Here is a 19789-nt window from a genome sequence, read left to right on the forward strand (position 1 = left end):
TCCGGATCAGCCGGACCAGTTGGAAGTCCGGATGATGTCCCATTATGAAGTGCGCTTATTTTACGATGATGCGTCGATAGTCGCCATTGGCGAGGGGCTACTGGCCGCCACTCTTCCGCGTAATGCATGGACGCATGAGGCGCATTTGGCGGCGTGCTGCTGGCTACTGCGTGATCGGCCGGACGTTGCTATCGAACGCGAACTGCCGGCGATTATTTCGGCGTACAACATTGCGAGCGGCGGTGTGAATGATGATAGCCAAGGTTATCACGAGACGATTACGCAGGTTTATATTGCGGGAGTGAAGGCGCATCTTCGCGAGGAGAGGGGCGATATGCCGCTCTATGCAGTGGTGAATAGATTGTTGCTGTCAAATCGGGGAAGCCGGGACTTGCCGCTTCGTTTTTATTCAAAAGAGCAGTTATTTTCGGTGGCAGCTCGGCGGACCTTTGTTGCCCCCGACCGAGCTGGCCTCAATGAAATTTAGACTTCAGGTCTGTTGCGAAAAGAAGCGTACCAGAACACTTGACGGCCATTTTTCACATGACTGGCCTCACCCAAAACCTCAGAAACGCTGAGTTTGGTTGGCCGTTACCCCTGCAATTTTTTGCCCGTAAAGACCGTGAGGACGGACAAAATAACGAACATTGCGACTTGATAGGCAAGGGTGATGGGCAGGAAATAATCCGCTACGCCAATAATCAATGCGGCAAAGCCAACCCACAATAAGTAGCGACCCCGCGCAACCAGTTCTGCCAATATTAGAAAAAGCCCAAGCGAAAGCCAGAACCAATGCGTTGATATTGTGTCGAGCCATTCTGCCATTTTTTCACCCTATAGTGTTACGTTCGGGACCGCAAATAATACCGAAGGCTTAAGGTGCTTCACTTGAACCCATCCCAATGTGACTATGATCCTAACATAGCCCCTGATCGAGATCTGCGACGTTGCCAAAACGGAAGATTTACCTGCGGCGAACTAAGGCGATACGTCGCGATTTAAGTGTCGCATGAATGCAATGATGGATGTAGAGAGCAAGGCACACGACAGAGCGTTCCCGACATACGATGGGTGACGCCGAGTCTTAAGTCTGGAGCGATCCCTCATGCGTCTTGTCCATTCGCCAATTTTCTTCGCTTTGGTTGCCTTGGCGGCCACCCCGTCTTTTTCAAAAGCGGTGACAGAAGCGGATTTGCGTAGCCATGTCGAGATATTGGCTAGCGATGCATTTGAAGGCCGCAAGCCTGGCACTGAGGGCGAAGCAAAGACGGTAAAATATATTGCCGAAGCATGGGCCAAGGCGGGGTTGAAGCCTGCGGCGGCCGACGGGGGCTGGTTTGACCCGGTGCCCCTTATTCAACGCGGGCAGGGCAGTGCGACTTATGCTTTCACGGCAAAGGGCCGCACCTTACAGATCGTGTCGGATGACATTGTGCTGATCGGTCAGAAGGCGGCTTATGCGCGCAGCAATCTGCCATTGATATTCACAGGCGCAGGCGTGACCACAAAGGGGCAGGTGGCTGCGGACGTCAAGGGTAAGGCGGCTGTCGTGCTATTTGGTGCAGACAATGTGCCCGACAATATGAAATCACCCCGCGCGCGTCGCGAAGCCTTGATTGCGGCGGGTGCAGAAGCGGTCATTTTCGTGGGGGATTGCCAGGGCAATTGGCCAACATTGCGCCGTCAGCTTTTATCGCGCCCAATCATGCTTGAGACCCGAGAAAAACGCGCGCCATTGGAAGGCGCGATCAGCACCGAATTCATGGTCGGTTTGGTTACAGCGGCCGGGCAGGATTGGGATAAGTTACGCGCGAACGCCAAGCAGGCGGATTATGCAGGCGAAGCACTTGGCATTGATGCAGATTTTGACGTCAAAACCGACCTGTATCGTTTCAACAGCTCAAACGTCATCGGTAAGATTGCTGGGCGTAAAAAGAACAGCGGCGCTATATTGTTCATGGGGCATTGGGACCATTTGGGCATCTGTGCGCCTGAAAGTGCGCCGGACCGTATCTGCAATGGCGCCGTCGATAACGCCAGCGGCATTGCGGTGATGAATGAAGTTGCGGAAGCCTTGGCGAAGAAAAAGCATGACCGCGATATTTATTTTCTGGCGACGACAGCAGAGGAAAGCGGTCTTTTGGGGGCCTACGCCTTTGCCGATAAACCTGTGCTACCGTTGGACCAGATCATTATTTCGTTAAATATCGACACCATTGCGATTGCGCCACGCGGGTCGAAGGTTGCGATTATTGGGCGGGGCACAACGCCGTTGGATGCCGTGGTGGAAACCGTTGCAAAGAAGATGGGCCGTGCAATTGAAAGCTCAACCGACGCAAATGCTTTCCTTCAACGGCAGGACGGCTGGGCATTGGCGCAAAAAGGTGTCCCTGCGTTGATGGTGGGCGGTTCATTTGCCGATCTAAACCTAATGCAGAAATTTTTGGGTAGCGATTATCATGGGCCCAATGATGAGTTGACCGACAGCACGGAATTGGGCGGCGCGGCCGAAGATGCCGACCTGCACATCGCGCTTGGGCGCTACTTTGCCGACGCGCGAAAATATAAATCGAAGAAGGCTGGCGAATAAAAGGGTTACTGTTTACATGGGCCGCCACGAATCAAAGCTTAAAGCGGTGGCCCTATGAAAGAAATTCCCCTCGGTCTGACATTTGACGACGTGCTGTTACAGCCCGCTGCGTCCGACATTTTGCCCAGCCAAGCGGACACGCGCACGCGGCTGACAAAAAGCATATCGTTGAATATCCCTGTTTTATCGTCGGCGATGGACACCGTAACTGAAGCGCGCATGGCCATTGTCATGGCGCAGCTTGGCGGCATTGGTGTTTTGCACCGCAATCTCAGTATCGAAGAGCAATGCGCCGCAGTGCGTCAGGTGAAGCGTTTTGAAAGCGGCATGGTTGTCAACCCGATCACCATCGCACCCGAAGCCACTTTGGCTGAAGCGCAGGCGTTGATGACCGCGAATGCCATTTCCGGCATTCCGGTAGTAGAGGCGAGCGGAAAGCTTGCTGGTATATTGACCAACCGCGATGTCCGCTTTGCTGAAAATCCGGCGCAGCCTGTGTCCGAACTGATGACGCACGAAAATCTGGCGACAGTGTCCGCCTCCGTCACGCAAGAAGAAGCACGACGTTTGCTGCATCAGCGGCGGATTGAGAAGCTGTTGGTTGTCGACGAGGCCTATCATTGCATCGGCTTGATTACGGTCAAGGACATCGAAAAAGCCGTTCTCTACCCCAATGCCACCAAAGATAGCTCCGGACGGTTGCGCGTTGCGGCTGCGACCACTGTCGGCGAAAAAGGTTTAGCTTATACAAAAGCGTTGATTGATGCAGAGTGCGACCTGATCGTCGTGGACACTGCGCATGGCCATAGCGCGATGGTTGCCGCCGCAGTTGCCGAAATCAAGCGCATGGCGCCAGAGGTTCAGATTGTGGCAGGTAATGTCGCCACCGCCGCTGCCACCCGCGCATTGATTGATGCAGGCGCCGATGGCATCAAGGTAGGCATTGGCCCCGGGTCAATCTGCACCACCCGCGTAGTTGCGGGCGTAGGCGTGCCGCAATTGACGGCAATTATGGAATCAGCTGCAGAGGCAGCAAAGTCTGGTATTCCGGTGATCGCTGACGGCGGTTTGCGGACATCGGGTGATGTTGCCAAGGCGCTTGCGGCGGGCGCATCCTCGGTAATGGTCGGATCATTGCTAGCGGGCACCGAAGAGGCACCGGGCGAGACATTCCTGTATCAAGGCCGCGCTTATAAAAGCTATCGTGGCATGGGCAGTGTCGGGGCAATGGCGCGGGGATCGGCTGATCGCTATTTCCAGCAAGATATTAAGGACCAGCTTAAACTGGTCCCCGAAGGCATTGAAGGGCAGGTACCCTTCAAAGGACCTGCACGTGATGTCATTCATCAGCTTGTCGGCGGCGTAAAGGCTGCGATGGGTTATACAGGTTCGCGCACAATCGCCGACCTTCAGGAACGCGCGCAGTTTGTACGCATCACCAATGCCGGATTACGGGAAAGCCATGTTCATGACGTTACCATTACACGCGAAGCACCTAATTATCCGACGCGTTAAGATATGAGGCCCGCTGCGCGCCTGCAATCGGCGATTGAGCTGGTTGACCAAATCATTCTTGCAGCCCGCGATGGCGGTGCGTCTGCAGACCAGATTGCCAAACGCTTTTTTGCAGAGCGGCGCTATGCGGGGTCAAAGGACCGCCGCGCAGTGCGTGATTTGGCGTGGGGTGTCATCCGACGTTTTGGTAAGCGCCCTGCGACTGCACGCTCGGCCTTTGCCGCGATGGCGGATGCGGATCCGGCGCTCGCGGTACTGTTCGACGGCAGCGATTATGGTCCGGCTGTCATTGATCCGGCGGAGGCTCGGTCAACCGGCGGTGCTTTGCCCAAATGGATTAAGCCATTGTTTTCCGCAGTTGTCGATGAAGCGGAGCAAGCATCCTTGCTAGACCGCGCGCCGATGGACCTGCGCGTTAACGCGTTAAAAGCCCGCCGAGAGGAAGTTGCGGCTTTGTTGCCGGAAGCAGAAATATTGCCTACGCTCGAATTTGCACTGCGGCTGCCCGGCGGCACTGCAATCGACAGTCACCCTGCGGTCGAAAATGGACAGGTTGAGATACAGGATTTGGGTAGCCAGCTCATCGTCGAGGCGTGTCAGGCCAAGGGGCTTGATACTGTGCTTGACCTCTGCGCTGGTGCGGGGGGCAAGACGCTTGCCTTGGCCGCGGCGATGCGCAACGCGGGTCGCCTGATTGCGACTGACACCAACCGTAACCGGCTGGACCAGTTAAAGCCACGCGCAGCACGGGCAGGCGCAACAAACGTCGAAACGCAACTATTAAATCCTAATAAAGAAAAAGAGATGCTGGTCGATCTTCAGAATAAGTGTGAGCTTGTTCTCATAGACGCGCCCTGTTCCGGCAGCGGTACATGGCGGCGGAATCCCGAAACACGCTGGCGTTTGGATGCGGCGCGGTTGAAGCGTGTGGTCGAGGAGCAAGCCAAGCTTTTGGACATTGGTTCAGAAATGGTCGCGCGCGGCGGGCATATCGTTTATGCAGTATGCTCGCTCATCGAAAATGAGGGCAAGGGGCAAGTGGTAGCGTTTTTGAAATCGCATAAGGGTTGGCGCGCGGTAGAAACCGGCGTTTCCATGGGCCGTGCCGATGGCGATGGTGTGATTCTCACACCTTTACATGATGGCAGTGACGGATTTTTCTTCGCGAGGCTCCAAAAGCTGTGATAGCAAAGCGGACCGAAAATTTTTGGATAAAATGTATGCGTTTTTCACCCGCAGCGATTGCCCTGTCATTCACGTTCGCCATTATGTCGAGCGCCAGCATTAGCGGCCCCGCGGACAATGATATTGATGCGCGATCGGTTGCTTTGGTGAAAACCGGTGATGAAGAAGCCAGCGCTGGCCGTGTCGATAGTGCCATCGGCTGGTATGAAAGCGCGCTGGCGGTCGACCCACGCAACCGCGCCGCCTATATTGCCATGGCACGCGCCGTGAAGTCCCAAGGGTTGAACGGCAAAGCTATCAGCTTTTATACAGAAGCGCTGGAGATTGATGCCAACGACCAAGTTGCTTTGGCCGAACAAGCGGAAGCTTTCATAGCGAAAGGCGCGCTGGAACAGGCACGCAAGAATATGGCTCGCCTAACGACGGTGTGCCGTGCTGATTGTAATTCTGTCGCCCGACTTACGACCGCTATCGATATAGCGTCACGCAAAGAACAGGCGCAGGCAAGTGCGGTTGACTTGAAAGAGAAATTAGGCGCAATGCCGGAGCCTAAGGCGAATTGAGCGTCTAAATCAGGTCGGCAAATTCCGCGAGAATATTCTCATATAGCCGCTTTTTAAACGGCACGATGAGTTGCGGGACCATGAGTGCATCTACCCACTGCCAGCTGGTGAATTCCTGATGCGCGGTTTCAATATTGATATCGGTATCACTGCCCTTGAACCGCATGAGAAACCAGATCTGTCGCTGGCCGCGATATTTGCCCTTCCAAATTCGCCCAATCATATCATCGGGTAAATCGTAGAAATGTTCGTCTTTGCTGCGAGCGAGAATGTCTACCAAGTCCGCGCGGACACCGGTTTCTTCGAACAATTCGCGTAACGCTGCGGCCTCGGCCTCTTCACCATCGTCAATACCGCCCTGCGGCATCTGCCATGCGTCGGTGCCTGCGGGCCGGTCTAGGCGCTGCCCCACAAAAACCTTGCCTTGCATATTGGCGAGCATGATGCCCGCGCAGGGGCGGTAAGGGAGGTCGTCAAATGCAACGGTCATGTGCTTGGCGTCACGTCGGCGAGCATATTTTTGAGAGCCTTTATATAGCCTTCGACATCGGTCTGCACTGACGGAATGGCTTGGCGAATGTTGATGTGGCCGTGGATATTGCCATCAGCACTGATATGTTGAACATGCACGCCGGCCTGTCTAAGCTTATCGACATAAGCAAGGCCCTGATCACGCAAGGGGTCTAGGCTGGCCGTGGTCACGAGACTGGGCGGCATGCCTTCTTGGGGGAAGTTTAGCGGTTCGGAGCGATAGTCATTCGGCACCGCTGCATGACCTTCGCCGAAATAGGTCATGGCTTCTTCTGTTAGCAAATAGCCATTGGCAAAGTCGCGCATGCTTGGCCAATCGGGGTCAAGGGTGACGACAGGGTAAATGGGAAACTGCACCAGCACCGGAACAGCAGCAGGTTTGTCGCGCAGGGCCATGGTGGTTACAATCGTCAGATTGCCGCCCGCGCTATCGCCCGACGTGATGAGGCCCGTAACCTTTAGGCCTAATTCTGCTGGGCTGGACGCAATCCAGCGCGTTGCGGCTTCGCAATCTTCCGCAGGGGCGGGAAAGGGATGTTCCGGCGATAGACGGTAATCGATGGAAATGACGGGCAGGTCGAGCAAACGCGCGACTTCGGCGCAATAAGGTTCGTAAGTATAAAGGCTGCCAATGACGAAACCGCCGCCATGGTAAAACACCATGACGGGGCCAGGAGCACGATCGGCGCGGTTGTCATAAACCCGCGCGGGAATGGTTCCTGCAGGGCCGGGAATTTCTATATCGCGGATCACGGCCAGTTCACCCACCGGCGCATCGGCGACATCGCGCATCGCCGACGTAATTGCGCGGGCCTCATCCGCGGAAACTTCCCAAAATTTCGGACCGGGAACCGCATTTAGAAATTGCAGGAACATGGCCACATCGGGGCGCACAAAGGATGGTGATTCAGTCATCGTATTCTCCATATCAGCCAAGTGATAGGGCGGTGCGCGGGACAGGTCCAGCATATTGGGTCGCAAGGCGATGCGGATCGCGCCGTGGCGTGAAGAAAATCGGCATAGCGATAACGCCGTATTGCCATACCGGCACCATTCCGCCAGCAGCGGACCTATGGATAATCTCACACATAGCCTTGTCGGCGCGTTGATTGGTCAGACGGGCTTAAAGCGGAAAACCGGGCTTGCGATGCCGACGTTGATTATCGCGGCGAACATTCCTGATATTGACGCCGTTGCAACATTGCTGGGCGGGCAACAGCATCTCGCCTTGCGGCGTGGTTTGACGCATGGGCCGATTGCAATGTTGGTGCTGCCGCTGATGCTATGGGGCATCATGCTGTGGTTTGACCGCTGGCAGACCCATCGTGCGAAACGACCGGAAAAGCGGCTGCCTTTGCATAAGGGGTGGTTGCTTGCGTTGGCCTATATCGGTTGTCTCAGTCATCCCTTGTTCGATTGGTTCAACAGCTATGGCATCCGCTTGTTAGAGCCCTTTTCCAGCCAATGGTTCTATGGCGATACATTGTTCATTATCGATATTTGGTTGTGGGCTGCGTTGATCGCAGGCGTTTGGATTTCACGGCGGCGTGAACGGCACGGCGCAAGCTGGCGCGCGCCAGCTTTGGTGAGCTTCGCTGCAATTGGTGCGTACATCTTGGCCAATGGCCTGATGTCGGACCGTGCCGAGCAATTGACGGCGGAGGCCGTGCGGCAAAAGCATGACATTGTCCCCACCCTCATCGTGGCAAACCCCGTTCCTGTCCAATTCTGGAAGCGTGAGATGCTGTGGCGCAACGATAGGCTTTATGGGCAGGGCATCTATACCGCCTTCAGCACGGTTCGCGTCGATGATACGATGCGCGCGCACCATATGGGTGTGGATGATAAAAAGGCGTTTGCGGCAAATGTGACGGCGCAATCGCCATTCTTATTCTGGGCACGTATGCCCGTGGCGCAGATTATCGCTGAGAACGACAAAAAGGCGTTAAGACTGTCAGACCAACGCTTTGTCGACCCGATGGTCGGCGATCGCTTTTCTGAGACTTTCCCAATCGGAGAGGACGGCAAATGACCGCGCCTGTGATTCTCTGGTTCCGCCGCGATTTACGCTTATCGGATCAGCCCGCATTGGCAGCAGCGGTCGCAAGCGGTGCGCCAGTTATTCCGGTCTACATCCTCGACGACGACACGCCAAAACATCGCAAGATGGGTGCTGCATCGCGTTGGTGGCTGCATCATAGTCTGAACGCGCTGGATACTGATTTGCGTGCGCTTGGATCAAAGCTTATCCTGCGGGCAGGCAAGTCGGACGCGATTTTGAGTGCATTGGCTGCAGAGACCAAGGCTTCGGCTGTGCATTGCATACGGCATTATGATCCGTGGTGGCGCAATGCCGAAAAAGCGGTCATGAATGGACTAAGCGAAGGCACTGCGTTTGTGTGCCATGATGGCAATTATTTACTTCCCGCCGGCAGCGTGACCACGGGCAGCGGTGGGCAATATAAAATCTACACGCCGTTCATGCGCGCTTTGTGGCAGCATATGCCGCCGCCCGTGCCGCATCCTGCACCGACAAAAATCCCCGCGCCAGATAATTGGCCGGAAAGCGATGGCCTATCCGGCTGGAACTTGCTGCCGACTAAGCCCGATTGGTCGGGTGGCATGTCTGAAATGTGGATGCCGGGCGAGGCGGGCGCGCAAGATCGGCTCGCGGCATTTGTGGATAAGGCGAAATTTTACGACGAGAAACGCAACTTGCCGTCGGTAGAAGGCTCCTCCTTTCTGTCCCCGCATTTGCACTTTGGCGAAATTTCGCCTGCGGCTTGCTGGCATGCAACCATGGACCAGGGCGGATCAGTAGATGTATTCCTGAAAGAATTGGTCTGGCGGGATTATGCGCAGAATGTCATTGTCCAGATGCCGGAATATGGCGCAAAAAATGCGCGAGATGCTTTTGATAAGCTTCCCTGGCGTGACCTGTCCGACCCGGTGGTTCAGGCGGACTTTGTCGCATGGACCAAGGGACAGACGGGCTATCCCATTGTTGATGCCGGCATGCGGCAATTATGGGCGACGGGTTGGATGCACAACCGCGTGCGGATGATAACGGCATCATTCTTGGTCAAGCATCTGCTGATTGACTGGCGCGAAGGCGAAAAGTGGTTTTGGGATACGTTGGTCGATGCCGATTATGGAAGTAATGCGGTCAATTGGCAGTGGACCGCTGGCACGGGTGTCGACAGCAATATGTTCGTGCGTATCATGGCGCCCTTGTCGCAATCGGAGAAATTCGATGCCATGCATTATATCCGAGAATGGGTACCCGAACTGGCGGCGTTGCAGGCGCCCTATATCCACGATCCCGATGAATATGGCGCGCGTCCGAAAGGCTATCCGCGGAAAATCATTGGCCACAAAGCAGCGCGTGAACGCGCGTTAAAGGCGCACGAGATAGTGAAGGGGTAAGGTTGGGGAAACCCGCTTAACCCGCAACTACCAAACGGTGTCCGGTCGCAAATTCGGTCTGCAGCATCTGCACGATGGCATCGGCAACAACGAAGGGTTCTTTGACCGTTGACGGGTCTTCGCCTGGATAGGCCTTCGCCCGCATGGCTGTGCGTGTGCGGCCGGGGTCGACAATAAGAGTGCGCACTTGGGATAGGTTCTTGACCTCATCGCCATAGCTTTGGACCAGATTTTCTAATGCCGCCTTTGACGCGCCATAGGCACCCCAAAATGCCCGTGGGCTTGCGCCAACAGAGGATGTGAGCGCCACTAATCGACCAGCTTCGCTTTTGCGTAATAAGGCATCAAATGAGGCGATCATCACTTGCTGTGCCGTGACGTTCAAGGTGAAGAGCCGCGCAAATTCTGCGCCATCAATCGCGGGCACAGGGCTTAAGGTTCCAAGCATAGCGGCATTCAAAACAAGAATGTCGAGCTTACCCCAACGCTCTGTCACTGCGACAGCAAGGCGCGATATGCTGTCGCCGTCGGTGAGGTCAAGCGGGGCAATGGTCGCATTGCCGCCTTCGCTAAAAATTGCGTCTTCGACAGCCTCAAGATCTTTTGCCGTCCGCGCGGTTAAAATGACATGTGCGCCTTGGGCGGCCAAGGCCGTTGCCGTCGCCGCGCCAATCCCACGACTTGCCCCTGTTACCAGCGCAATCTTGCCTGCAAATGCCTTCGTCATGTTTATGCCAGTTTTTGTTCGCCAAGCATCATGAGGTCGCTTGCCTCATGCGCCTCATGGTCGGTCAGGGTGGTGGGATAATCGCCCGTGAAACACGCATCGCAATATTGTGGCTTGTCCGCATGGCGTGAATCTTCGCCAAGCGCACGATACAGTCCGTCGATGGACAAGAACGCAAGGCTGTCGGCCTGAATAAACTGGCGCATTTCCTCTACATCCATGCGGCTTGCCAGCAGCTTGGAGCGTTCGGGCGTATCGACGCCGTAGAAACAACTGTTCATCGTTGGCGGGCTAGCGATACGCATATGCACTTCGGCGGCACCTGCTTCGCGCATCATCTGCACGATTTTCAGCGATGTTGTGCCACGGACGATAGAATCGTCGATCAGCACGATGCGTTTGCCTGCCACCAAGTTTCTGTTGGCATTATGCTTTAACTTCACACCCAAATGGCGGACGCCGTCGCCGGGCTGAATGAAGGTACGGCCGACATAATGCGAACGAATGATGCCAAGTTCGAAAGGAATTTTGGCCGCTTCGGCATAGCCAATGGCTGCTGGCGTGCCGCTATCGGGCACCGGAATGACATAATCAACATCGACGCCATTTTCACGCGCGAGTTCAGCGCCAATCGCCTTGCGCACCGAATAAACGCTGATGCCTTCAACGATGGAATCGGGCCGCGAGAAATAGACATGCTCAAAAATACATGGCCGTTGTGAAATGGGAATGAACGGCTTGTGCGATTGAATGTCCGTTCCACGCACCACAACCAATTCACCCGGTTCCACCGAACGGATGAATTCCGCGCCAACAATATCCAGTGCAACCGTTTCCGAAGCAAAGATAATAGTGTCGCCAAGCTTGCCCATGACCAACGGGCGAATGCCCAAAGGATCGCGGCAGGCGATCATGCCCTCTGTTGTCAAGCACAGCAGCGAATAAGCGCCTTCAACCCGCTTCAGCGCGTCAATCAAACGATCGAGCAAAGTCCGGTAACCGGAGGTTGCGACCAGATGGATGATGACCTCTGTGTCGGACGTAGACTGGAAAATGGAACCACGGCGCACAAGGTCGCGGCGCAGTGTCATCGCGTTTGAAATATTGCCGTTATGCGCAATCGCGAATCCGCCCGTGGCAAGATCGGCATATAAAGGCTGCACATTGCGCAGCGATGTCTCGCCTGTTGTAGAATAACGCACATGGCCAATGGCGCATCGTCCGACGAGGCCGCCAATGATTTCTTCACGGTCAAAATTGCCCGCAACATGGCCCATTGCCCGATGCGTGTGGAAATCATGCTCGTCAAAGCTGGTAATGCCCGCAGCCTCTTGGCCGCGATGCTGCAGCGCGTGGAGGCCAAGTGCCACCATAGCAGAGGCACCTTCCGTGTCGTAGACACCGAAAATACCGCACTCCTCGCGAAGTTTGTCGTCATCAAAAGGGTCGGTGGTCAGCATATATCGAATCCCGCTGCGCTTCGCTGCGTCGCCTATAGGCATGGCTTTTACAATTGTCTCCCCCTCTTATGGTAAGATTGTCAGAAAGAAAATGTTGGCGGGGCAAAGAGGCTTGGGTTAGGCAATCCATATGACCGATGAACGAGAGAGCGGATGGACGCTTGACCCCAAATATGACGCCAACGGCTTGCTGACGGCTGTCATCACCGATGAATCCGATGGCGCCGTGTTAATGGTGGGGCATATGAATGCAGAGGCGCTTGCGAAAAGCATGGAAACCCGCACGGCTGTGTTCTTCTCACGCAGTCGCCAGCGGCTTTGGCAAAAAGGTGAAAGCAGCGGCAATGTCTTGCATATTGTCGATATGCGCATCGATTGCGATCAAGACGCCCTTTGGATCATCGCGCGGCCGCAAGGTCCGACCTGCCATACGGGCGCAAGAAGCTGCTTTTATCGTAAGCTGACCGATGAAGGCTTGGAACCTGTTTGAAAGCAGCGGCAATACTGCGGGTGCCGCACGGGATGCCTAGCCTGCGCCTAAATAAGCTTGCCGCCCTTAAGCATGTGCCGAACGCGACCTTGAACGGGTAGTCGATCAAAGGGCGTGTTGCCTGCCAGCGCGGCCATGCGATCACCATCCACCTGCCACGGGGCATCTGGGTCGATCAGGATCAGGTCAGCCTCTTGGCCTTCCACAATTTGACCTGCATTTAATCCCAATATTTTTGCAGGGTTCGATGCGAGCAATGCAAACATACGGCCCATCGAAATCACATTATCGCGTACGAGGTTCAACGATAGCGCCAGCAATGTTTCTGCCCCCGCCATGCCCGGCGCGCTTTCGGAAAAAGGCAGGCGCTTGTCTTCTGGCCCGCGTGGGTCATGCCCCGATGCGATAACGTCAATCGTGCCATCGGCAATCGCAGCGATACATGCCAGTCGGTCGCTTTCAGACCGCAGCGGCGGCGAAAGCCGCGCAAAAGTACGGAAATCTGAAATGGCGTTGTCGGACAAGAACAGGTGCGCAGGCGTAATTCCGCACGTAACGGGCAGGCCTTTTGCCTTTGCCGCGCGGATCAGGTCGAGACCGCGTGCGGTGGTAACTTGCCGGAAATGCACATGCGCGCCGCTTTCTTCCGCCAACATCAGATCGCGAGCGATAGCCAATGTTTCGGCTACAATTGGGGCACTTGAAAGGCCAAGCAACGTGGCGGTTTCGCCTGCCGTAGCTACCGCATGGCCAGCCACCCCGGAATCCTCGGTATGTACAATGACGGGAAGGTCCAAAGCTGCACAATAATGCATGATGCGGAGCATGACGCCGCTGTCGGCTATCCATTTGCGGCCAGTTGCCACACCTACAGCGCCCGCGTTTTTCATCAGCGCAATTTCCGCCATATGAAGCCCGTCAAGGCCTTGGGTGGCCGCAGCAAGAGGATGCACCCATAGATCGGGCTTGCCCTTCAATGCGGCAAAGCGGACGGTCGCTGGGTCGTCATGCACGGGCGATTGATCGGGCATCAATGCGGCGCGGGTTATCCCGCCAAATCTAAAGGCCGGTTTATCGGTTTTGAAAACGCCCAAATCGATTATGCCGGGGGCAACGACTAACCCGCTGGCGTCGATGTGATGAGCGATCGGCGCAGCCGTGCCGACCGAGGCAATTTTGCCGTCCTGAATATGCAGATGCAATGGTTCGGCCTTATCCGCACCGGGCAGGATTACTTGGCCTTGAATGATACTTATGTCTGTCATGCCCAGCCCTCCTGACCGCGTGCCTTGCGGGTCAATATGTCGAGACAGGCCATCCGCACCGCAACGCCCATTTCGACCTGCTCGGTAATGGCGGAACGGTCGACATGGTCCGCAACGCTGCTGGCAATTTCCACGCCCCGGTTCATGGGGCCGGGGTGCATGACAAGCGCGTCCGGCTTGGCCAAGGCTAATCGCCGTTCATCCAAGCCATATAGATGGAAATATTCACGCGGGGACGGAATGAAATCGCCCTGCATCCGTTCGTTTTGCAGACGCAGCATCATGATAACATCGGCCCCGTCCAATGCGGCATCGAAATTGGTAAAGGGAATGGCGCCAAATGCCTCAATCCCGCTGGGCATAAGGGCAGGGGGCGCAACCACGCGCACTTCTGCGCCCAAAGATTTTAGGCAAAACAGGTTTGAACGGGCCACGCGGCTGTGCAGCACATCGCCGCAAATAACGACGGTTTGACCCTCAACCTTCCCCTTGCGGCGCAGGATGGTCAGCGCGTCGAGTAAGGCTTGGGTCGGATGTTCGTGGCTGCCGTCGCCAGCGTTGAGGACAGGGCAATCTACTTTGCTGGAAATGAGCTGCACTGCGCCTGAACTGCCATGGCGAATCACAATGGCGTCGGCGCGCATGGCGTTAAGCGTCATGGCCGTGTCGATCAGCGTTTCGCCCTTTTTCACGCTCGATTGCGCCGCGTGCATATTCACCACGTCCGCACCAAGCCGCTTTCCAGCGATTTCAAAGGATAATAAGGTGCGCGTTGAATTTTCGAAAAAGGCGTTGATGATGGTCAAGCCGGATAGCGTGTCAGCATGTTTTGCCGCGCCAGCGCGGTTCAGCTTAACCCATTGCTCCGCCTCTTTAAGGATGTAGAGAATTTCCCACGGCTGAAGTCCGGCGATGCCAAGCAAATGCTTGTGCGGAAAGGCATCCGACCCGCTAGGAAAGCTGTCGGCTGCGAAAGGTGTTGTCCACGTCATTAAAGCGATGCCCTTAATAGGGATTTGGGTGAGACTCAAATGATTTGTCGGCGTCTTCCTGACCAAAGCCTATTTCAGCCATCACCCGCTGGTCAGCGCATCAATTGCGCCTTGCAGGATGAACGCCGCCGCACCGCTGTCGATTTTCTCCGCGCGTTTGGCGCGGCTCATGTCTGCGGCAATCATGTCGCGTTCGACCGCTTGGGTGGACCAACGTTCGTCGCGCAGCAAAATCGGAAGGCCCAGATCGACGATATTTTTTGCAAAAGCCCGGCTGGACTGGCTGCGTGGGCTTTCGCTGCCGTCCATGTTGAGCGGTAAGCCAATAACAATCCCGCGCGTTGGCCGTGTCGCAATCGCCGCCTTTAATTCGAATTTATCCTTCGTAAACTTGGCGCGCTTAATGAGGTCGGCGGGTGAGGCGAAAGTCCAGCCAGCATCACAAAAGGCCGTGCCTATGGTTTTGCTACCGATATCAAGCCCAATTAAAACACCGCCGTCAGTCAGTTGATCGCGGAAACTGGCAACCGATACAAAAATCATTTCTGCAGATATTTCTTTAAGCGCCATGTCGCATCCGCACGCACATTGGCCCAGAATAAGGGAAAATCATACACATGGTAATTGTTGCCGGGTAGCACATAAGAGCCAATCTCCGGCGGATCGCCAATCAGCAGAAAGCCTTTGGTGTCGCATCTTGCCGGCACGGCACCCACAATCAATTCGCCGGTTTCCAATTTATCATCGGGTTTTAACGTCCCCAAATTGGCTTCCACCGAAGCTGCAGGCTTCGCGCCGCCATTGAGCGGGTTTGTGCATAGCATTGCCGTGTCCTTGCGCGGCGTGCCGTTAAATCCGGTTGTGGCGTTGTAGACTTTGACTATCCGGTCATATTCGGCCGGCACGGCAAAGCTTTGCCACGCCATGATGCAGCCGGTGTCATCGGGGCCAGCGCAGGCGGGGAAGCCCATTTGTGGCATGTCAGCCGTCACTGAAATTGGCCATCCCACGGCATAGACCGCGACAATGCGTTTGGCGATGGGTTTGCCCGCTACGCGGTCCTTGAGCAAATGTGTGAGGTGCAACGCGCCCTGGCTATGGCCCGCCAAAATGATCGGGCGGTCCTTTTGCACCTTTGCGGTAAATTCATCAAAGGCCAGAAGAACGTCTTGATAGGCAGCATCCAACGCTTGTTGACCCTCCGGCTTGCTGGTCAGAAACGCGCCAATCGCCGCCTGACGATAACGGGGTGCCCACATTTCACCTGCACTGGCCAAGGGTGAGGCAAGGCCGCGTAGGAACATGCGCGCGCGGTCCTGCGATTCTGGATCATTGAGGGGCGCATTCCAATAATCCCGGCTGATATAGGATGTCGGATGCACGAAGAATATGGCGGCAGACCCAGGTGCATCGGGTTTCGCCGCACCGCTTGGCAGCCAATTGGCTGGATTGTCTGTTTTGCCGGGACGCGCAAACCACATGTCATTGCCCTCATATTTGCTGGGTGCAAAGGCAGGTTGCGGTTCAAATTTGGCTGTGGGAACAAAGGCAAGTTCGGTCAGCTCGCTTTCATAAATGCGAATGACAAAGCCACCCGCAATGACAAGAACGGTAAGCGCTGCGACGATATAAAGAAATTTACGTGCCAAGTGTATGTCCCAAGATTTTGATGCGATTTACCCGATTAGATGGAAATAGCATCGGAAAATTGAACGGGGGATGAAAGATTAGCTCTTTACCCCAAGCTTTTCCGTTGAAGCAATGCAGGCGCAATGCTAGCGGCGGGCTTATGTCTGTAGATAAAGATACCGTGAATAAAATCGCACGGCTTTCGCGTATCGCGATTAGCGATGCTGAGGCTGACAAAATGGTCGGCGAGCTCAATGGCATTTTGGCCTGGGTGGAGCAATTGGGAGAGGTCGACGTCACTGGCGTCGAGCCGATGACAGCCGTCATCGCCAATAAGCTGCGCCTGCGCGATGATGTTGTGACCGATGGCGATGTGCGCGACAAAGTGCTCGCCAACGCACCAGCCAAGGAAGGCAGCTTCTTTGGCGTGCCGAAGGTGATTGAATAATGACTGATTTTTCCAGACTCGGTGTGGTCGCTATCCGTGATGGCGTGGCCAAGGGTGACTTTAAGGCTGTGGAAGTCGCAGAGGCGCTGAACGCGCGCGTATCTGCGGCAAAGGCCTTGAATGCTTTCATCGTGGAAACCCCTGAAAAAGCCATAGAGGCTGCGCAAGCCGTCGATGCTGACCGCGCTGCTGGCAAGCCGCTGGGCAAAATGGCCGGCGTGCCCATTGGTATGAAGGATTTGTTCTGCACCGAAGGCGTGCAGACAACCGCCGCAAGCCACATATTGGAAGGCTTTGTGCCAACCTATGAATCCACCGTGTCCGCCAATTTGTGGAAGGCCGGTGCAGGGATGTTGGGCAAGCTGAACCTTGACCAATTCGCGATGGGTTCGTCGAATGAGACCAGCTATTTTGGCAATGTTATCTCGCCTTGGCGTCGCAATGACGGCAGCACGGCGGCATTAGCGCCCGGTGGATCGTCGGGTGGTTCGTCTTCCGCCATCGCCGCGCGGCTTTGCCCTGCAGCGACGGGGACAGATACTGGCGGATCGATTCGCCAGCCTGCGGCTTTTGTTGGCATTAGCGGCATTAAGCCTACTTATGGCCGTTGCTCACGCTGGGGCGTCGTGGCCTTTGCAAGTTCTTTGGACCAAGCTGGCCCGATGGCGCGCGACGTGCGCGATTGCGCGATCATGTTAGAAGCTATGGCAGGTTTTGATCCGAAGGATTCGACCTCGCTCGATTTGCCGGTGCCCGCATGGGAAGCTGGCCTAAACAGTGACCTGAAGGGCAAGCGTATCGGTATCCCCAAGGAATATCGTCTCGATGGTATTGACGAAGATATCGCCAAAATGTGGGATAATGGCATATCTTGGTTGAAAGATGCAGGCGCGGAAATCGTCGATATCAGCCTGCCGCATACCCAATATGCGTTGCCAGCTTATTACATCATCGCGCCTGCCGAAGCGTCATCGAACCTTGCGCGCTATGACGGCGTGCGCTTCGGTTTGCGCGACTTACCAGAAGGCGCAGGCCTGCAAGACATGTATGCCGCGACCCGCGCCGCTGGCTTTGGCGAGGAAGTCCGCCGTCGCATCATGATCGGCACCTATGTGTTGAGCGCTGGTTTCTACGACGCATATTACACGCAAGCGCAGAAGGTTCGCGCCTTAATTGCACGCGATTTCGAAAATGCATGGGCAAGCTGTGACCTCATCCTCGCGCCAACCGCACCAAGCGCGGCGTTCGGATTGGGCGAAAAAAATGCCGACCCATTGTCGATGTATTTGAACGACGTATTCGCTGTGCCCGCTTCACTGGCTGGTCTGCCTGCCATGTCCGTTCCCGGCGGCCTGAGCAAAGATGGCTTACCATTAGGCCTGCAAATTATCGGCAAAGCGCTGGATGAACAGTCGGTGCTCAACGCGGGCCTCGCGATTGAACAGCGTTCAGGATTTACGGCGGAAGCCGGAGAGTGGTGGTAATATGAGTGAATACCGCATCCAAGGGAATACCGGCGCGTGGGAGGTCGTAATTGGCCTTGAAGTTCATGCGCAGATAACCAGCGAGTCTAAGCTGTTTTCGGGCTCTTCGACGGGCTTTGGTGCTGAACCGAACAGCCATGTTAGCCTCGTTGACACGGCCATGCCGGGCATGTTGCCCGTGCCAAACCGCGAATGCCTGCGTCAGGCCGTCCGTACCGGCATGGCAATCAATGCGCAGATCAACCGCTGGTCGCGTTTTGACCGTAAAAATTATTTCTACGCCGATTTGCCGCAGGGTTACCAAATTTCGCAGCTCTATCACCCGATTGTAGGTGAGGGCGAAATTGAGGTAACGCTCAACGAAAAAGACCCCGATAGCCCGACCAAGAAAATTGGTATTGAGCGCATCCATGTTGAGCAGGACGCAGGCAAGTTGATGCATGACCAGCATCCAACGATGTCCTTCGTTGACCTTAACCGTTCGGGCGTGGCCTTGATGGAAATCGTCTCGCGCCCGGATATCAGCAGCCCGCAGGAAGCCGGCGCGTATCTCAAGAAATTGCGCTCCATTCTGCGTTATGTTGGCTCATGCGACGGCAATATGGAACAAGGCTCCATGCGTGCCGACGTCAACGTATCGGTGCGTAAGCCTGGCGGCGAATTGGGTACGCGCACCGAGACCAAAAACGTCAATTCTATCCGCTTCATGATGCAAGCCATTGAGTATGAGGCGCAGCGTCAGGTGGATCTGATCGAAAGCGGCGGCGCAGTGGTGCAGGAAACGCGCCTGTTTGACCCCAATAAAATGGAAACGCGGTCGATGCGGTCAAAAGAAGACGCGCATGATTATCGCTATTTCCCCGACCCCGATTTGCTGCCCGTGGAACTCGACGACGCGTTTCTCGAGGAATGCCGCGCATCCTTGCCAGAGCTTCCCGATGCCAAGCGTGCGCGCTATGAGGCGATGGGCCTGACAGCCTATAACGCGGCCGTTCTGACGGCAGAGGCCGAAACGGCATTCTGGTTTGAAGATTTGCTGGCGCAAGGCGTGGATGCCAAGCAAGGGTCCAACTGGTTGATGTCCGAATTGTTCGGCGCGCTGAACAAAATGGGCAAGACTTTGGACGAAAGCCCAGTCAATCCCAAGCAAGCCGCCGAATTGCTCGGCCTCGTTGCCGATGGTACGATCAGCGGCAGCATCGCGAAGCAAGTTTTTGAAATCATGCTCGAAACGGGGCAGGCCGCATCGGCCATCGTCGAAGAAAAGGGCTTGAAGCAAACCAACGACACGGGCGCGATTGAGGCGGAAATCGCCAAGATCATGGCCGCGAACGAGGACAAGGTTGCGGAATATCGGTCCGGTAAGGACAAGTTGTTCGGCTTCTTCGTCGGCCAAACGATGAAGGCTATGCAGGGCAAGGCCAATCCGCAAATCATCAATGATTTGCTGAAAAAGGCTTTAGGGTAAGCTGTCTGTGCGGGGG

At 55.6% G+C, this 19789-nt stretch carries 20 protein-coding genes; 11 read left to right on the forward strand and 9 right to left on the reverse strand.

The genetic code is table 11. The annotated features are described in order from the left end of the window. Positions 1 to 31: 31 nt before the first annotated feature. Positions 32 to 487 carry a hypothetical protein gene (locus tag D7D48_RS03850; protein ID WP_125230032.1) on the forward strand — a complete coding sequence of 152 codons (456 nt, stop codon included), beginning with the start codon at positions 32 to 34 and terminating at the stop codon, positions 485 to 487. A 104-nt stretch (positions 488 to 591) separates the two neighbouring features. On the opposite strand, the gene D7D48_RS03855 is transcribed toward D7D48_RS03850, so the two are convergent. Next, complete coding sequence (locus D7D48_RS03855; protein ID WP_125230033.1) at positions 592 to 825, reverse strand: NfeD family protein; 234 nt, start codon at positions 823 to 825, stop codon at positions 592 to 594. A 280-nt stretch (positions 826 to 1105) separates the two neighbouring features. Here D7D48_RS03855 and D7D48_RS03860 point away from each other — a divergent pair, with 280 nt between their 5' ends. From D7D48_RS03860 to D7D48_RS03875, 4 genes are read left to right on the forward strand one after another with little or no spacing between them, the layout of a single operon-like run. Further along, entirely contained in the window at positions 1106 to 2590 is a 1485-nt protein-coding gene (locus D7D48_RS03860) for a M28 family peptidase (RefSeq protein WP_125230034.1), read from the forward strand. Positions 2591 to 2644: 54 nt separating this feature from the next. Then, positions 2645 to 4105 carry an IMP dehydrogenase gene (gene guaB / locus D7D48_RS03865; protein ID WP_125230035.1) on the forward strand — a complete coding sequence of 487 codons (1461 nt, stop codon included), beginning with the start codon at positions 2645 to 2647 and terminating at the stop codon, positions 4103 to 4105. 3 nt (positions 4106 to 4108) lie between these two features. Further along, positions 4109 to 5290 (forward strand): RsmB/NOP family class I SAM-dependent RNA methyltransferase, encoded by a 1182-nt coding sequence (locus tag D7D48_RS03870; protein WP_125230036.1) that lies wholly within the window; start codon positions 4109 to 4111, stop codon positions 5288 to 5290. A 35-nt stretch (positions 5291 to 5325) separates the two neighbouring features. Beyond that, a complete protein-coding gene (locus D7D48_RS03875) occupies positions 5326 to 5853 on the forward strand; it encodes a tetratricopeptide repeat protein (protein ID WP_125230037.1) in 528 nt (175 codons plus the stop codon). Positions 5854 to 5857: 4 nt separating this feature from the next. On the opposite strand, the gene D7D48_RS03880 is transcribed toward D7D48_RS03875, so the two are convergent. Then, a complete protein-coding gene (locus D7D48_RS03880) occupies positions 5858 to 6343 on the reverse strand; it encodes an RNA pyrophosphohydrolase (protein ID WP_125230038.1) in 486 nt (161 codons plus the stop codon). After that, the gene (locus D7D48_RS03885) at positions 6340 to 7299 is read right to left on the reverse strand and encodes an alpha/beta hydrolase (protein WP_125230039.1); all 960 of its coding nucleotides are present in this window, start codon (positions 7297 to 7299) and stop codon (positions 6340 to 6342) included. Before D7D48_RS03885 ends, D7D48_RS03880 begins: the two co-directional genes overlap by 4 nt. Positions 7300 to 7456: 157 nt before the next feature. On the opposite strand from D7D48_RS03885, the gene D7D48_RS03890 reads away from it, so the two are divergent. Then, entirely contained in the window at positions 7457 to 8416 is a 960-nt protein-coding gene (locus D7D48_RS03890; protein ID WP_125230040.1) for a metal-dependent hydrolase, read from the forward strand. Continuing rightward, on the forward strand, positions 8413 to 9810 hold the full coding sequence (locus tag D7D48_RS03895) for a cryptochrome/photolyase family protein (RefSeq protein ID WP_125230041.1): 1398 nt from the start codon (positions 8413 to 8415) through the stop codon (positions 9808 to 9810). Before D7D48_RS03890 ends, D7D48_RS03895 begins: the two co-directional genes overlap by 4 nt. 16 nt (positions 9811 to 9826) lie before the next feature. On the opposite strand, the gene D7D48_RS03900 is transcribed toward D7D48_RS03895, so the two are convergent. Next, positions 9827 to 10537, reverse strand: coding sequence for an SDR family NAD(P)-dependent oxidoreductase (locus D7D48_RS03900; protein WP_125230042.1), 711 nt, complete (start codon positions 10535 to 10537; stop codon positions 9827 to 9829). Positions 10538 to 10539: 2 nt separating this feature from the next. Beyond that, on the reverse strand, positions 10540 to 11997 hold the full coding sequence (gene purF / locus D7D48_RS03905) for an amidophosphoribosyltransferase (RefSeq protein ID WP_125230043.1): 1458 nt from the start codon (positions 11995 to 11997) through the stop codon (positions 10540 to 10542). 130 nt (positions 11998 to 12127) lie between these two features. On the opposite strand from purF, the gene hisI reads away from it, so the two are divergent. Next, on the forward strand, positions 12128 to 12487 hold the full coding sequence (hisI, locus tag D7D48_RS03910) for a phosphoribosyl-AMP cyclohydrolase (RefSeq protein WP_125230044.1): 360 nt from the start codon (positions 12128 to 12130) through the stop codon (positions 12485 to 12487). 47 nt (positions 12488 to 12534) lie between these two features. Here hisI and D7D48_RS03915 read toward each other — a convergent pair whose 3' ends face one another. From D7D48_RS03915 to D7D48_RS03930, 4 genes are all read right to left on the reverse strand, one after another. Then, entirely contained in the window at positions 12535 to 13752 is a 1218-nt protein-coding gene (locus D7D48_RS03915; RefSeq protein ID WP_125230045.1) for a dihydroorotase, read from the reverse strand. Then, positions 13749 to 14744, reverse strand: coding sequence for an aspartate carbamoyltransferase catalytic subunit (locus D7D48_RS03920; protein WP_125230046.1), 996 nt, complete (start codon positions 14742 to 14744; stop codon positions 13749 to 13751). The genes D7D48_RS03915 and D7D48_RS03920 overlap by 4 nt, the downstream gene beginning before the upstream one ends. Before the next feature lie 81 nt (positions 14745 to 14825). Beyond that, positions 14826 to 15287 carry a Holliday junction resolvase RuvX gene (ruvX, locus tag D7D48_RS03925; RefSeq protein ID WP_125230871.1) on the reverse strand — a complete coding sequence of 154 codons (462 nt, stop codon included), beginning with the start codon at positions 15285 to 15287 and terminating at the stop codon, positions 14826 to 14828. Further along, complete coding sequence (locus D7D48_RS03930) at positions 15284 to 16393, reverse strand: DUF3089 domain-containing protein (protein WP_125230047.1); 1110 nt, start codon at positions 16391 to 16393, stop codon at positions 15284 to 15286. The genes ruvX and D7D48_RS03930 overlap by 4 nt, the downstream gene beginning before the upstream one ends. Positions 16394 to 16533: 140 nt before the next feature. On the opposite strand from D7D48_RS03930, the gene gatC reads away from it, so the two are divergent. Genes gatC through gatB form a run of 3 tightly spaced genes read left to right on the forward strand, consistent with a single transcriptional unit; the run spans position 16534 to position 19773 of the window. Next, positions 16534 to 16821, forward strand: a complete 288-nt coding sequence (gatC, locus tag D7D48_RS03935) for an Asp-tRNA(Asn)/Glu-tRNA(Gln) amidotransferase subunit GatC (RefSeq protein WP_125230048.1) — start codon at positions 16534 to 16536, stop codon at positions 16819 to 16821. Next, positions 16821 to 18305 carry an Asp-tRNA(Asn)/Glu-tRNA(Gln) amidotransferase subunit GatA gene (gene gatA, locus D7D48_RS03940; protein ID WP_125230049.1) on the forward strand — a complete coding sequence of 495 codons (1485 nt, stop codon included), beginning with the start codon at positions 16821 to 16823 and terminating at the stop codon, positions 18303 to 18305. The genes gatC and gatA overlap by 1 nt, the downstream gene beginning before the upstream one ends. 1 nt (position 18306) lies before the next feature. Further along, a complete protein-coding gene (gatB, locus tag D7D48_RS03945; RefSeq protein ID WP_125230050.1) occupies positions 18307 to 19773 on the forward strand; it encodes an Asp-tRNA(Asn)/Glu-tRNA(Gln) amidotransferase subunit GatB in 1467 nt (488 codons plus the stop codon). The last annotated feature ends 16 nt before the right edge of the window (positions 19774 to 19789 follow it).

This window comes from Sphingorhabdus wooponensis (assembly GCF_003933235.1).
Classification (GTDB): Bacteria; Pseudomonadota; Alphaproteobacteria; order Sphingomonadales; family Sphingomonadaceae; genus Sphingorhabdus_B; species Sphingorhabdus_B wooponensis.